This window comes from Kocuria sp. LUK, from assembly GCF_021012935.1.
In the GTDB taxonomy this organism is placed as follows: Bacteria; Actinomycetota; Actinomycetes; order Actinomycetales; family Micrococcaceae; genus Kocuria; species Kocuria flava.
Genome location: NZ_JAJMZI010000006.1, coordinates 133,556 through 147,085 on the forward strand (window position 1 = coordinate 133,556; position 13,530 = coordinate 147,085).

Below are 13,530 nucleotides of genomic sequence, written 5' to 3' on the forward strand. Positions count from 1 at the left end.
GCGCCGGTCGCGGCCGGCGGGGAGCCACGTCCGCTCCCCGGGGAGCCGGCCGGCGGCAGGAGCCCTGCCCCGGCACCGCCAGGGTAGGCCCGTCGCGGGCCCGGGCCCAAGGGTCCGGGCCTGCTCGCGCGCACATGACGAGCCCCTCCCCGTCCGGGCCCGCACCCGGGCCCGCACCCGGGGCCGGACGGGGCCGCGGCCCGCCGCGGCGCACCGGGTCGTGGTCCCGGGGCGTCCCGGCCGCGGCGGTGCTGGCCGCGCGGGCGGAGGCGGCCCACAATGGAGGCACCCGGAGCGCCGCGGCCGGCCGGCGGCGGGCCCCGGGGCACGAGGATCGGAGCGCGCCGTGGACGACAACCGAGTGATGAAGATCGTCTACACCTTCTTCCTGGGGGCGCTGATCGCCCTGTTCGTGGGGCTGGGGATCCAGACCTTCCACCCGGGACCGGAGATGCCCGAGTACCCGGTCGAGATGCAGTTCACCCCCGGCGAGGAACCCACCGAGGAGCAGCTCGCCCGGGAGCGGGAGTACGAGCAGCAGATGCGCTCGTGGCAGGAGGAGCGCAACGACTACAACCGCGACGTCGCCGTGGTGTCCCTGGCCGCCTCGGTCCTGCTGCTGGCCCTGAGCCTGGTCCTCGAACGGCGCAACCAGGTGCTGACCAACGGTGTGATGCTCGGCGGGCTGTTCACCCTGGTCTACGCGGTCGGGCGCAGCTTCGCCTCGGACGAGACGGGGCTGACCTTCGCCGCCGTGTCCGTGGGGCTGGCCGTGGTGCTGTTCCTGGGCTGGCGCCGCTTCTTCCAGGACCGCCACGAGGGCCCGCGCCCGCCCGCGGAGACGGCCGCGGCGGCGCCGCCGGCGGGCTGACGCCGCCGGGCCCCGGCGTCCGCGGGCCCGGGGTCACAGGCCGGTCGGCTCGGTCCCCAGCTCCGGCTCCTCGGGCGGGAGCTCGTGGTGCAGCGGGCGCAGGGCCCGGGTGTCCTCGAACCACAGCAGCGCGTCGTAGCGCTCCCCCATGCGCGTGGGGACGTAGTTGCCGGCCTCGCGCCACGGGTGGTAGACGACGCCGACCGCCCGGTGGCCCCACCGCCCCGACAGCCACGGTCCCGACCGGTCCCGGCCGAAGACCATCGCGGCCGGCTCCCCGAGGGCCCGGTGGAGCAGGTCCTCGTGGCTGCCGGCACGGGCCTCCGGCACGGCCACGACCTCCTCGGGCTCGCCCCACGCCTCGGCCGCGACCACGGTGCCGGTCCACGCGGCCATGCCCACGAGGACCACCTCGGCAGGGGCGTGGCGCTCCCGCAGCAGCTGGCCCACGTTGACCAGCCCCGCGTCGAACATGTCGGTGGCCCGGGCGTCGCCCACGTGCGAGTTGTGCGCCCACACCAGCCCCGTCGACCCGGGGCCGTGGTGGCGGGCCAGCAGGTCCGCGACGTCCGCCATGTGCTGGTCGCGCACGTTCCAGGACCGGCGGTCGCCGAGGACCATCGTGCGGTAGTAGCGCTCGGCGTCGGCGGCGACCATCGCGTTGAGCGCCGCCGTGAAGGCCCCGGGGTCCTCCGCGGTCCGGCCCAGGGTCCGCCGGCGCACCTCGGCCAGCAGCGCCACGACGTCCGGCTCGCAGCTCTCCGGCACGATCCGGGTGCTCCACGCGTACTCGTGCGGGTCCTCGTGGAAGGGCACGAAGCACTGCCAGGCCTGCAGGGCCGCCGGCAGCGCCTCGGGGGCGTGCTGCTCGAGCCAGGCGATGATCTCGCGCAGGGAGTCCCACAGCGAGTACACGTCGAGGCCGTAGAAGCCCACCTGCCGCGGCGCGGGCCGGCGCTCGTTGAACTCCCGCAGCCAGTCCAGGAACTCGGCGACCTCCTCGTTGGCCCACATCCAGGTGGGCCACCGCTCGAAGCCGGCGAGCACGCCGCGGGCGTCCAGGTCCTGGTCGCCGAGCCCGCGCACCCACCGGTCGAGCCGCCAGCAGTCCGGCCAGTCGCCCTCCACGCCGATCCAGGCGACGCCGTGCTCCTCGATCAGCCGGCGGCTCAGCAGCGACCGCCACCGGTAGTACTCGTGCGTGCCGTGGGAGGCCTCCCCCACGCACACCCAGCGCGCCCCGGCGCAGCGCTCCACGAGCCGGTCGAGGTCCTCCGGGGCGACCAGCGGACCGGCCAGGGAGCGGATCTGCGCGAGCACGTCCGTCCCCGGGGACGGGCTGCGCCGCGGGCTCACCGCGGGCCCCCGCCCTCGCCGAGGTGGTCGGTGAACCAGTCGCGGGCCAGCTCGGCGGCCCGGGCGAGGGTGCCGGGCTCCTCGAACAGGTGGGTGGCCCCGGGCACCACGACCAGCCGGTGCGGGCAGTGCAGCATCTGCGCGGCCCGCCGGTTGAGGGCGAGCACCTCCGGGTCCTGCCCGCCGACGACGAGCAGCGTCGGCGCGCGGACCTCGCCCAGGCGCGGGCCCGCGAGGTCCGGGCGCCCGCCGCGCGAGACCACCGCCCGCACGCGGGCCCCCGGCTCGGCCGCCGCCCACAGGGCCGCCCCCGCGCCCGTGCTGGCCCCGAACCAGCCCACCGGCGAGGAGGCCGCGGCGGGCAGCTGCTGCAGCCAGGCGGTGGCCGCGCCCAGGCGCTGGGCCAGCAGCCCGATGTCGAAGACGTTGGCGCGGTCGGCCTCCTCCCGCGGGGTGAGCAGGTCCAGGAGCAGGGTGCCCAGTCCTGCCTCCTGCAGCACCTCGGCGACGTAGCGGTTGCGGGGGCTGTGCCGGCTGCTGCCGGAGCCGTGGGCGAAGACCACGACCCCGGCCCCGGGGCGGGGCAGCACGAGGTGCCCCTCCAGCTCGGCCCCGCCGGCGGGGATGCGCACGTCCTGGTCCACGGGTCCGGCGCCGCCGCCCGCACCGGCCCCCGGGGGCCCCGGCAGCTGCGGCAGGTGCCGGCGCGCGGCGGCGTCGAGCAGGGCCACGACCTCGTCGTCGGACGTCGGCGAGAAGTCCCGGTAGTGGTAGCCGACGGCCGTGAAGAAGTGCGGGGTCGCCAGGCAGACGACCTCGTCCGCCTCGACCACCCGCGCCACCGCCTCCTCCGGGGCGACCGGCACGGCCAGCACCACGCGGGCGGCCCCGAGCTGGCGGGCGATCCGGCAGGCCACCCGTGCCGTGGCACCGGTGGCGATGCCGTCGTCGACGACCAGGGCCGTGCGCCCGGTGAGGTCCACGCGCTCGCGGCCCTCGCGGAAGCGGGTGGTGCGCTCCTCCAGCACCGCCCGCTCGCGCTCCTCCACGGCGGCGACCTGCTCCTCCCCCAGTCCGAAGTAGCGCACGGTGCGCTCGTCGAGCACCCGGGCGCCCTCCTCGCCGATGGCCCCCATCGCCAGCTCGGGCTGGGACGGGACGCCGAGCTTGCGCACCACGATCACGTCCAGGGGCGCGTCCAGGGCCATGGCCACCTGGAAGGCCACGGGCACGCCCCCGCGCGGCAGCCCCAGCACGACCACGTCCTGGCCCCGCAGCGGCAGCAGCCGCCGGGCCAGCTGACGTCCGGCGTCGACCCGGTCCTCGTAGATCGTCATGGTCCCCACCCGCCTTCCCGGGCCCGTTCCCTGCCGGGCCCGTCCGAGGTGCTCCCAGGGTAGGCAGGGGTGCGGGGGCGCGGAAGACCCGCCCGGGAGGTGACGGCCGTGGACGCCGGCCGGTGCCCGGGCGATGATGGGGGCGGCAGCGGCGGACGACGGAGGGAACGGGTCCATGACGACGACGGAGACCCGGGTGGTGCGCGCGGTCTACACGTTCTTCCTGGGGCTGATGCTGGCGCTGTTCGTCGGCACGGGCATCAGCACGGTCCACCCCGGTCCGCCCGAGCCGGAGCCGCCGGGGGGTCTGGCCCTCGTGCAGGAGCGCCGGGCCCTGACGGCCGAGGAGCTGCCGGCGTGGCAGGCCTACGAGGAGCAGCGGCGGGCGTGGGAGGACCGGGCCGCGGCCCACCACCGGGACGTCGGCATCGCCGCGACCGTCGCGGCCGTGGCGCTGCTCGCGGCGGGTCTGGCCGTGGAGCGGCGCCACCGGGTCCTCGCGGAGGGCGTCGAGCTGGGGGCGCTGTTCACCCTCGTCTACGGCATCCTCCGCAGCCTCGCCGCCCGGGACACCCTCGCCGGGTTCGTGGTCGTCACCGCGGCCCTGGCCGTCGTGCTCCTGCTGGGCTGGCGCCGCCACGTCGTGCGCCCCGCCCCGGTCGCCCGGGACGGGTGAGCGGGGCTCAGAGGGGCAGCGGCAGCTTCTCGTCGAGCAGGGCGCGCACGGCGGCGACGTCGACGTCGGCGACCGAGGCGTGCTCCCAGGACGGGGCGTTGTCCTTGTCCACGAGCACCGCGCGCACCCCCTCGGCGAAGTCGGGGCGGGCGATCGTGTCCGCGGCCAGCCGCAGCTCCCGCTCCAGGCACGAGCGGACGTCGTGCTCGGCGGCGCCGCGCTCGAGCAGCTCGAAGGTGCGCACGAGGGAGGACGGGCTCATGCCCTCGAGGTCCTCGGGGGCCGCGGCGACGATCTCCTCGAGGGTGCCGGCGCCGTAGCGCTGCTCGATCTCGTCCCACCGCTCCACGACCGCGGAGGGTCCCGGGTCGCGGGCGAAGCGCGCCAGGGCCGCCTCCGGCCCCTCGGCGACCACGGCGTCCGCGAGCGCGGGGAAGTCCTCGTCGGCGACCAGGACGTCGGCGAGGCCGAGGGCCACGGCGTCCGCCCCGGTGATCCGCTGCCCGCCCAGGGCCAGCCAGCGGCCGACGGCGAGGCCGGGCTCGTCCCGGCGTCCCGGGCGCGAGACGCGGGGCAGGAACCAGGAGGCGCCGATGTCCGTGAAGAAGCCGATCCGCGTCTCGGGCATGGCCAGCACGGTCGAGGGGCCGACCACCCGGTGGGAGCCGTGCACGGAGATGCCCATGCCCCCGCCCATGCAGATGCCGTTCATCAGCGCCACGTAGGGCTTGGGGTAGTCGGCGATGAGGCAGTCGAGGGCGTACTCGACGGCGAAGACCCGCGTGGCCGCCCCGATCCGCCCGTTCGTGACGGCCTCGCGGACCTGGCGGATGTCCCCGCCGGCGCACCACGCCTTCGGGGAGGCGGAGGTGACCAGCACGTGGTCCACGGCGTCGTCGTCGCGCCACGCGTCGAGGGCCGCGCGCAGGTCGAGGTACATCTGCGCGGTGAGCGCGTTGAGCTGGCGGGGCCGGTTCAGCACGAGGTGGCCGGTCCCGTCGCGGACCTCGGCGAGCACGTACGGCTCCGGGTCCGCGGGCAGGGCGGTGATGTCGGTCATGGGCCCACCCTGCCACGGCCCGGACCCGGGTGCCACGGCTCACACGCCGGAGGGCGGCCACTGCCCGCGGCGGGCGAGCAGGTCCGCGAGCAGGTCGGCGCGGTCGGTGACGATCCCGTCCACGCCGAGCTCGAGCAGCTCGGCCATCTCCTCGGGGTCGTTGACGGTCCACACGTGCACCGCGATGCCGTGGCGGTGGGCGAAGGCGAGGAAGCGGGGGGTGACGAGCTCGATCTCCCGGCCCCCGCGCACGCGGTGGCGGCGGGGGATCTGGACGGTGTCGAAGGGCTCGATCCACCGGGCGGCCAGCCGGCGGGCGATCCGCCACGCGGGCCCGCCCAGCCACGAGCTCACGAGCAGCAGCCGCATCCCCTCCTTGCCGGAGGAGGTGGGCACCGGGCCGCCGGTGAGCGCGCGCAGGGCCCGCAGGGTGCGCCGCCGGCGGCTCTCGGAGAACGAGGTCACGCGCACCCGCCCGGCGGCGCCGAGCTCGTGCAGCAGCGGCGGCAGGGCCGCGACCGAGGCCTCGTCCTTGACGTCGATGTTGAACCGCAGCTCGGGGAAGGCGCGCAGCAGCTCCGCGAGGGTGGGGATGGCCGGGCCGCCGGCGACGCGTGCGCGGCGGACCTGCTCCCAGGTCAGCGCCGAGACGGCCCCGGGCGTGCCGGTGACGCGGTCGAGGGTCTCGTCGTGGAAGCTGAGCACGACGCCGTCGGCGGTCGTGTTCACGTCGGTCTCGATCCACGCGTAGCCCAGGTCGCGGGCGGCGCGGACGGCGTCGAGGGTGTTCTCGGCGCCCTCCGGGGAGAAGCCGCGGTGGGCGAGGGCCGCCGGCGCGGCGGGGCGGGGTGCTGGGGTGTCCACGACCCCATTGTTACCCAGCCGTAGAGACCTGTCCCGCAGGCCGCTCCCCCGCCTGCTCGCGCAGCAGCGCCTCGATCACCCGGGCCACGCCGTCCTCGGCGAAGGGCGGGGCGGTGCGCCCGACCGCCCGGACCACCGCGGGGTGGCCGTCCGCCATGGCGTAGCCGTGCCCGGCCCAGGTGAGCATCTCGAGGTCGTTGGGCATGTCCCCGAAGGCGAGCACCTCGTGCGGGCCGATCCCGCGCTCGGCCGCGTACTGGGTGAGCGTGCGGGCCTTGGTCAGCCCCCGCTGGCCCATCTCCACGAGCGGGCTCCCGGCCACGGAGGAGGTCACGGACAGCCGCCCGCCCACCAGCTCGGTCAGCGCCCGCACGTAGGCGTGGGGCTCCGCCCCGTCCCGCTTGGCCAGGAACTTCACGAGACCCGGCTCCGCCGGGACCTGCTCGCGCAGCGGGCCCGTGCGCGGGGCCCCGCTCTCCATCCGGTCGGTGCGGGCCCACCCGTGGTCGGTGTAGACGCCCTCGAGGGTCTCGGCGGCGAACAGCGACCCGGGGTGGCGGGCCGCGATCTCGTCCATCACCGCGAAGGCCTCGTGCACGGGGAACAGGCTCGACTCCACGACGCGGTCGGCCGCGAGGTCGTAGACGACCGCGCCGTTGGAGCAGATGACCACGCCCTCGTGCGCGAGCTGCTCGCGCAGCGGGTCCAGCCAGCGCATCGGCCGGCCCGTCACGAAGACCACGTGCAGCCCCCCGTCCTGGGCGGCGCGCAGCGCCTCGACCGTGCGGGGGCGGAAGCGGAAGTCCCGGCCCAGGACGGTGCCGTCGAGGTCGCTGGCGATCAGCCGGATCGGGGTCCCCGGCGGGGAGACCTCCAGGGGCGGGCTCACGGTCGGCGCGTCACCTCTCGTGCACGCCCGTCAGGCAGGCGCGGGCGATGCCGTGGCTGAACAGCTGGAAGTTCACGGCGGCCGGGCTGGCGCTCTCGTCGACCTCGATGGTCTCCTCCCCGACGGCGGTCACGCACACGACGTAGCGGTGCGGGCCGTGGCCGGGGGGCGGGGCGGCGCCGATGTACTCGTCCGTGCCGCCGTCGTTGCGGTGCTTGACCGCCCCCGCCGGCGGGTTCGAGGCCGCGCCCCGCTCGAGGGAGGTGACCTCGGCGGGGATGTTGGACAGGCACCAGTGCCAGAAGCCGCTGGGCGTGGGGGCGTCGGGGTCGAACATCGTCACCACGTAGCTCTTCGTGCCCTCCGGGGCCCCGGACCAGCTCAGCTGCGGGGAGACGTCCCGCCCGCCGGCGCCCATGATGCCGGAGCACTGGTCGGGGTGGAGCGACCCGCCCTCGGTGAGGTCCTCCGAGGTGAGCGTGAAGCTCGGCAGGTCGGGCAGGTCGGCGTAGGGTTCGCGGTCGAGCACGGGGCTCTCCTTCCGGTCGGGGACGTGCGGTCGGGTGCGTCGGGCGCGGGGTCAGCCGCGGGGCAGGTCCTCGCGCCGGGGCAGGTCCGCGCCCGCGCGCGAGACGGTGACGGCCGCGGCCGCGGCCGCGAAGCGCAACAGGTCCTCGACCTGCCCGGCGTCGAGGTCGTCGATCCGCTCGCGGGCGGTGGCCCCGGTGTAGCCGTGGTCGGCGAGCCAGCCCAGGGTCGCGGCCATGAAGGAGTCGCCGGCGCCCACGGTGTCCACGACCTCGGCACGGGCGGCCGGGACCTCCACCCCGCGCGGGCCGGTGGCCCGGGTCCGGGCCCAGGGCCCCATCGGGCCGCGGGTGACGACGACGAGGCGCGCCCCCGCCCGCAGCCACGCCGCGGCGGTCTCCTCGACGCTGCGGTGGGGGTAGAGCCACAGCAGGTCCTCGTCGGAGGCCTTCACGACGTCGGCGAGGGCCACGAGCTCCTCCGCCCGCGCCCGGGCGGCCGAGGAGTCGGGGATGATCGAGGGCCGGCAGTTCGGGTCGTAGGAGACCACGGCCCGGCCGTGGGCGAGCTCCACGGCCCGGCGGACCCTCGAGGCGCCGGGCTCGAGCATCGCCCCGATCGAGCCGACGTGCAGCAGCTCGGTGCCGGCCAGCAGCCGCTCGAGCCGGTCGTCGTCGAGCTCGAGGGACCAGTCGAGCCGGAAGTCGTAGGTGGCGGCGCCGTCGTCGTCGATCACGGCCTCGGCCACGGAGGTGGGCCGGGTGTCGGGCTCGAAGGGCAGGCGCACCCCGTTGTCCCGCAGGTGCGCCTGGACGCGGGTGCCGTGCTCGTCGTCGCCGTAGCGGCCCAGGAACTGCACCTCGTGGCCGAGCCGGGCCAGCCCGACGGCCACGTTCATGGGGCTGCCGCCCGCGTGCGCCCGGGGCTCCTGGCCCTGCTTCGAGACCACGTCGACGAGGGCCTCTCCGATCACCGTCAGCATGCCCACACGGTAGCACTCGGCCCCCGCGCGGACCCGGCGGCGCGGGAGCGTAACGCAGGCCACCCCGGGGGCCCCGGTGCGCCTAGAATGGGCGGCGGTGCCCTGCGCGAAGACCCCGCAGCGGCCCACGCGTCCCGAGACCGCGCAACGACGCGCGGCACGACACGGCCGGACACGACGAGGTCCCCGGCCGAGGAAGTAGGTCATTCTTGAGCACCCCCGAGAGCTGGGCCGAGCGCGAGGCGCTCGCCGAGGCCGTCGTTCCCCTGGTCGGCCGGCTGCACCGCGAGAACAAGGTCGTCCCGACGGTCTACGGACGCTCGCTCGTCCACAAGTCCGTCACCCAGATCATCAAGGCGCACCGCTTCGCCCGCCGCATCGACGGCGAGGAGCTGCCCCTCGAGGACACGACCCGCCTCCTGGAGACCCTCTCCCGCCTGGACCTCGGCACGTGTGCCGTGGACCTGGGCAAGCTCAACCGCATGTCCAAGGAGTCCGACCTCGACCTCGAGGCGTTCCTGCGCGAGGAGCTCGCCCCGGTCGTCGGGCGCAGGGACCAGAACACCCCCGAGCCGCAGGACGTCGTCCTCTACGGCTTCGGCCGGATCGGCCGCCTGCTGGCCCGCATCCTCGTCAACCGCAACGACGGCACCGGGCTGAACCTGCGCGCCGTCGTCGTGCGCAAGAAGCCGGGCAACGACCTCGTCAAGCGCGCCTCCCTGCTGCGCCGCGACTCCGTGCACGGCAAGTTCGACGGCACGATCCACGTCGACGAGGAGAACAACGTCATCACCGCCAACGGGGTGGCGATCCAGTTCATCTACGCGAACGACCCCTCCGAGATCGACTACACCGCCTACGGCATCGACAACGCGATCGTCGTGGACAACACCGGCGTGTGGCGCGACGAGGCCGGGCTGTCCAAGCACCTGGGGTCCAAGGGCGTGGCCAAGGTCCTGCTCACCGCCCCGGGCAAGGGCGAGCTGAAGAACATCGTCTGCGGCGTCAACGACGACGTGATCGTGCCCGAGGACAGGATCCTCTCCGCCGCCTCGTGCACCACCAACGCGATCACCCCGGTCGTGAAGGTGCTCAACGACAAGTACGGCATCGCCCAGGGCCACGTCGAGACGGTGCACTCCTACACCAACGACCAGAACCTCATCGACAACTGGCACAAGGGCGACCGCCGCGGCCGCTCCGCCGCCCTGAACATGGTCCTCACCGAGACCGGTGCGGCGAAGGCCGTGGCCAAGGCCCTGCCCGAGATGGCCGGCAAGCTCACCGGCAACGCCATCCGCGTCCCCACCCCGGACGTGTCCATGGCGATCCTGAACCTGCAGCTGGAGAACGCCCCGGAGTCCAAGGACGCCGTCAACCAGTACCTGCGCGACATCTCGCTGAACTCGTCCCTGCGCAAGCAGATCGACTACACCGACTCCCCCGAGGTCGTCTCCACCGACTTCGTGGGCTCGCGTCGCGCGGGCGTCGTGGACGGGCTGGCGACCATCGTCAACGGCAGCTCGCTCGTGCTCTACGTCTGGTACGACAACGAGTTCGGCTACTCCTGCCAGGTGGTGCGCGTGCTGGCCCGCATGGCCGACATCGCCATGCCGCAGTTCCCCGCCGAGCGGGTGGCCGCCGGGACCGCCGCGCGCTGACCCGGGCCCGCAGCACAGCAGGGGCGTCCCCGTGCGGGGGCGCCCCTGCTGCGTGCGCGGGGTCCTCAGCCGGTGAGGAACGCCCCGGCGACGGCGTCGAGCGCGGCGGCGTCGGCCACGTGGCACAGCTCGCGGGCGGAGTGCATCGACAGCAGACCGATCCCGGCGTCGATCGTGCGGATGCCCAGCCGGGTGGCGGTGAGCGGGCCGATCGTGGACCCGCACGGGATCCGGTTGTTGGAGACGAACTGCTGGTGGGCCACGCCCGCGCGCTCGCACGCGGCCGCCCAGATCCCCGCGCCCACCGCGTCCGTGGCGTAGCGCTGGTCGGCGTTGAGCTTCAGCAGCGGCCCCGCCCCCGGCTCGGGACGGTTCACCGGGTCGTGGTGGCCGGCGTAGTTGGGGTGCACCAGGTGACCGGCGTCCGCGGACAGGCACACCGAGTCCGCCAGCGCCCGGCGGTGCTCGGCCGGGGTCCGGTCGAGGGCCTCGGCCAGTCGCACGAGCACGTCCTCGAGGAACGGGCCCGCGGCCCCGGAGCGGGTGCCGGAGCCGATCTCCTCGTGGTCGAACGCGGCGAGCACCGCGATCCGCCGGCCGCCCTCGAGGGCCTCCGCCTCCCGGACCAGGGCGGTGAGCCCGGCGTGGACGGAGGAGAGGTTGTCGAGCCGGCCGGAGGCGAACAGCTCGCCGGAGGCGCCCAGGAGCGCGGGCTCCTGGGTGTCGGCCAGCACCACGTCGTGGCCCAGGACGCGCTCCGGGTCCACGGGGCCGCCCTCGGCGTGCGCGGCCAGCAGCGCGAGGACGTCGGCGCCCTCCGCGCCCGCGCCCCACACGGGCTGGAGGTGCTGCTGCCGGTCGAGGGTCAGCCCCTTGTTCGCCTCCCGGTCCAGGTGGATCGCCAGCTGCGGGATGCGGGCCACGGGCCCGGTCGCGGTCAGCACCTCGGCGGGGGTCCCGTCCTCGCCGCGCACCACGAGGCGCCCGGCCAGGCGCAGGTCGCGGTCGAGCCAGGAGTTCAGCAGGGGCCCGCCGTAGACCTCCACGCCCGCCTGGTGCCACCCGTGGGCGCTCGTGCCGGGGCGCGGCTTGAGCTTGAAGCCCGGCGAGTCGGTGTGCGCCCCGAGGATCCGGAAGCCGGCGCCGGCGGGCACCCCGTGCGGGGCGACCCAGGCGATCAGCGCCCCGTCGCGCAGCACGTAGCGGCGCCCGTGCACGTGCTGCCACGGCTCCTCCTCCGGCAGGCGGGTGAAGCCGGCCGCCTCGAGCCGGGCCGCCGCGGCCCGGGCCGCGTGGTAGGAGCTCGGGGAGTCCGTGACGTAGCGGCCGAGGTCGGCCACGACGGAGCGGGGGTCGGGGGAGGTCTCGTGCGCTGCCATGCCGGCCAGTCTACGGACGCGGCCCCGGGGCGGGGGCCGGAGCGGCCCAGTGCCCGGGGCACGCCGGCGGGCCGGGGCACACCCATCCGCCGGGCCCGCCCGGGCCGCCGCCGGCGGGCGGGAGCGGCGCCGGGGACGGGACGGCGGGGACCGTGCGGGTGACCTCGATCCCCCGCCGGCGGGCGTCGCGCACGACCAGCCAGGCGAAGACGAGGTAGAGCGGCAGCGCGGAGGCCAGGGAGACCCACGTGGACTCCTCGGGCATGGGGTCGGCCCAGCCGGCCGCCGCGAGGGAGAACGCGAGCACGTTGTTCACCACGTGCAGCCCGATCGCGGCCTCGAGCCCGCCGGTGCGCCAGCTCAGCCACCCGGCCACGACCGCCATGGCAGCGACCGCGAGCAGCCCCCAGACGTCGTAGAGGTGGGCGAAGGTGAACAGCGGCACCGGCAGCAGGACCGCCAGGGCCGGGGAGCGCACCCAGCGCCCGACGGTCTGCAGCAGGTAGCCGCGGAAGACGAGCTCCTCGGCCGCGCACTGCAGGGGCACGAGCAGCACGATCATCGGCACGATCAGCCACAGCTGCGCGGGCGGCTCCGGCGGCGCGGCCGGCTGCAGTGAGCCCGTGGTGACCAGCTCGAGGACCAGGAGCAGGCCGTGGCCCACGGCGTAGACGGCCAGGGCGAGCAGGGTCGTGCGGACCAGGAAGCCCCAGCGCAGCCGCCCCGTCACGGACAGCAGCAGCCCCAGCGGGCGGGGGCCCGCGACCAGCCGGGCCACGACGATCGCCGGGATCATCAGCACCACGGAGAGCAGCGTCATGAACAGCAGCGCCGGGTCCATGATGTCCAGGCTCGCCAGGTCCCCCAGCAGCTCGTCGAGCGCGCCCTCGCCGCGGGTGGCGATCAGCCACAGGGTCCACACGATGCCCAGCACGGCGCTGAGCAGCACGTAGACGGCGCCGAAGACCAGCAGCTCCACGAGGGGCTTCCACCAGCGGTGGGCCGGGTCGGCGTGGCCCAGCCGGTGGTAGGGCAGTCGGCGGGCGGGCGGGCCCGGGCGGGCGTCGTCGCCGGCGGGCGCCCAGGGCACGGTGCGGGTGGTCATGCCCCTACGCTATCGGCCGCGCCCGACGCCCGGCCGGGGCGCGCCTCAGCGGGCGTAGCGGTCGGCGAAGGCGGCCAGGATCCGGCGCGGCTCGGTGACGGCCGGGCCCGTGCGGATCCGGTCCTTCACGCGCTCGGCGTCGCCGGTGGGGAAGTAGCCGTGCTCCTTGTACGCCTCGATCCGGTTGACCAGCGCGGGGCCGTCCAGCTCCGGGTGGAACTGCGTCGCGTAGAGGTTGCGCCCGACCCGGAACATCTGGACGGGGCAGTCGGTGCCGGTGGCCAGCAGGACGGCCGAGGGGGCGAGCCGGCGGGTGCCCTCCTTGTGCCCCACGTAGCCGTGGAAGACCTCGGGCAGCTCCCGCAGCAGGGGGTCGCGGCGCCCCTCCTCCGTGAGGCTCACCTCGATCACGCCGATCTCCTCCCCGCGGGTGCGGTCGACGACCCCGCCCTGGTGCGTGCCCAGCGTGCCCACCCCGTAGCAGGCGCCGAGGAAGGGGAAGTCGCGGGCGACGACCTCGTCGAGCAGGTCCCGCATCTCCGCCTCGGCCCGGCGCTGGACCGCCGACTTCAGCTCCGGGGGGTCCGAGGAGTTGAACGGGGAGCCCCCGATGATGACCCCCGAGTAGCGCTGCAGGTCGATCGGGGGCATGGGCCCGGCCTCGAGCCGGACCCGGTGCAGTTGCTCCTCCCGCAGGCCGCTGAAGCGGCAGATCGTCTCGTACTCCTCGTCCGCGACGTCGTCCTCGGACCGGGTGGCGAGCAGCAGGAAGGGCTTCATGGCGTTCATCCTATTCAGCGGCGGGGCGGGCCCGGGCCGGCC

13 protein-coding genes are annotated in these 13,530 nt (G+C 75.6%); 3 read left to right on the forward strand and 10 right to left on the reverse strand.

Features of this window, described 5'->3' with window-relative positions; all coding sequences use genetic code 11:
* Positions 1-346: 346 nt before the first annotated feature.
* On the forward strand, positions 347-871 hold the full coding sequence (locus tag LQU92_RS12125; protein ID WP_101850793.1) for a hypothetical protein: 525 nt from the start codon (positions 347-349) through the stop codon (positions 869-871).
* A gap of 33 nt (positions 872-904) precedes the next feature.
* Here the strand turns inward: LQU92_RS12125 and LQU92_RS12130 are convergent, their stop codons facing one another.
* Together LQU92_RS12130 and LQU92_RS12135 are read right to left on the reverse strand one after the other, a co-directional pair.
* Positions 905-2,191, reverse strand: coding sequence for an erythromycin esterase family protein (locus LQU92_RS12130; protein ID WP_230780994.1), 1,287 nt, complete (start codon positions 2,189-2,191; stop codon positions 905-907).
* A gap of 32 nt (positions 2,192-2,223) precedes the next feature.
* Positions 2,224-3,564: a phosphoribosyltransferase gene (locus tag LQU92_RS12135; RefSeq protein WP_230780997.1), complete on the reverse strand. Its 1,341-nt coding sequence runs from the start codon at positions 3,562-3,564 to the stop codon at positions 2,224-2,226.
* Positions 3,565-3,739: 175 nt separating this feature from the next.
* Between LQU92_RS12135 and LQU92_RS12140 the strand changes: the two genes are divergently transcribed.
* Positions 3,740-4,240 (forward strand): hypothetical protein, encoded by a 501-nt coding sequence (locus LQU92_RS12140; protein WP_101850795.1) that lies wholly within the window; start codon positions 3,740-3,742, stop codon positions 4,238-4,240.
* A 7-nt stretch (positions 4,241-4,247) separates the two neighbouring features.
* Here LQU92_RS12140 and LQU92_RS12145 read toward each other — a convergent pair whose 3' ends face one another.
* The 5 genes from LQU92_RS12145 to LQU92_RS12165 are packed head-to-tail and all read right to left on the reverse strand — an operon-like array spanning position 4,248 to position 8,563.
* Positions 4,248-5,300 (reverse strand): enoyl-CoA hydratase/isomerase family protein, encoded by a 1,053-nt coding sequence (locus tag LQU92_RS12145; protein ID WP_230780999.1) that lies wholly within the window; start codon positions 5,298-5,300, stop codon positions 4,248-4,250.
* 39 nt (positions 5,301-5,339) lie between these two features.
* A complete protein-coding gene (locus LQU92_RS12150) occupies positions 5,340-6,164 on the reverse strand; it encodes a glycerophosphodiester phosphodiesterase family protein (RefSeq protein WP_058858057.1) in 825 nt (274 codons plus the stop codon).
* Between the two features lie 10 nt (positions 6,165-6,174).
* Positions 6,175-7,053: an HAD family hydrolase gene (locus LQU92_RS12155; protein WP_230781000.1), complete on the reverse strand. Its 879-nt coding sequence runs from the start codon at positions 7,051-7,053 to the stop codon at positions 6,175-6,177.
* A gap of 10 nt (positions 7,054-7,063) precedes the next feature.
* The gene (locus tag LQU92_RS12160) at positions 7,064-7,582 is read right to left on the reverse strand and encodes a YbhB/YbcL family Raf kinase inhibitor-like protein (protein ID WP_101850798.1); all 519 of its coding nucleotides are present in this window, start codon (positions 7,580-7,582) and stop codon (positions 7,064-7,066) included.
* 51 nt (positions 7,583-7,633) lie between these two features.
* Complete coding sequence (locus LQU92_RS12165; protein WP_230781001.1) at positions 7,634-8,563, reverse strand: carbohydrate kinase; 930 nt, start codon at positions 8,561-8,563, stop codon at positions 7,634-7,636.
* Positions 8,564-8,772: 209 nt separating this feature from the next.
* Between LQU92_RS12165 and LQU92_RS12170 the strand changes: the two genes are divergently transcribed.
* The gene (locus LQU92_RS12170) at positions 8,773-10,224 is read left to right on the forward strand and encodes a glyceraldehyde-3-phosphate dehydrogenase (RefSeq protein WP_230781003.1); all 1,452 of its coding nucleotides are present in this window, start codon (positions 8,773-8,775) and stop codon (positions 10,222-10,224) included.
* Between the two features lie 65 nt (positions 10,225-10,289).
* On the opposite strand, the gene LQU92_RS12175 is transcribed toward LQU92_RS12170, so the two are convergent.
* The 3 genes from LQU92_RS12175 to LQU92_RS12185 are packed head-to-tail and all read right to left on the reverse strand — an operon-like array spanning position 10,290 to position 13,488.
* Positions 10,290-11,603 (reverse strand): M18 family aminopeptidase, encoded by a 1,314-nt coding sequence (locus LQU92_RS12175; protein ID WP_230781005.1) that lies wholly within the window; start codon positions 11,601-11,603, stop codon positions 10,290-10,292.
* Between the two features lie 10 nt (positions 11,604-11,613).
* Positions 11,614-12,708, reverse strand: coding sequence for a CPBP family intramembrane glutamic endopeptidase (locus LQU92_RS12180; RefSeq protein ID WP_230781007.1), 1,095 nt, complete (start codon positions 12,706-12,708; stop codon positions 11,614-11,616).
* Between the two features lie 45 nt (positions 12,709-12,753).
* Positions 12,754-13,488, reverse strand: a complete 735-nt coding sequence (locus LQU92_RS12185; RefSeq protein WP_230781008.1) for a glutamine amidotransferase — start codon at positions 13,486-13,488, stop codon at positions 12,754-12,756.
* Between the last annotated feature and the right edge of the window lie 42 nt (positions 13,489-13,530).

What these genes read in the sequence shown, in the direction of transcription:
- LQU92_RS12140 (WP_101850795.1), top strand. Translation starts at nt 3,740, where the DNA reads ATGACGACGACGGAGACCCGGGTGGTGCGCGCGGTCTACACGTTCTTC.
- LQU92_RS12165 (WP_230781001.1), bottom strand. Translation starts at nt 8,563, where the DNA reads ATGCTGACGGTGATCGGAGAGGCCCTCGTCGACGTGGTCTCGAAGCAG.
- LQU92_RS12175 (WP_230781005.1), bottom strand. Translation starts at nt 11,603, where the DNA reads ATGGCAGCGCACGAGACCTCCCCCGACCCCCGCTCCGTCGTGGCCGAC.
- LQU92_RS12145 (WP_230780999.1), bottom strand. Translation starts at nt 5,300, where the DNA reads ATGACCGACATCACCGCCCTGCCCGCGGACCCGGAGCCGTACGTGCTC.
- LQU92_RS12185 (WP_230781008.1), bottom strand. Translation starts at nt 13,488, where the DNA reads ATGAAGCCCTTCCTGCTGCTCGCCACCCGGTCCGAGGACGACGTCGCG.
- LQU92_RS12135 (WP_230780997.1), bottom strand. Translation starts at nt 3,564, where the DNA reads ATGACGATCTACGAGGACCGGGTCGACGCCGGACGTCAGCTGGCCCGG.
- LQU92_RS12180 (WP_230781007.1), bottom strand. Translation starts at nt 12,708, where the DNA reads ATGACCACCCGCACCGTGCCCTGGGCGCCCGCCGGCGACGACGCCCGC.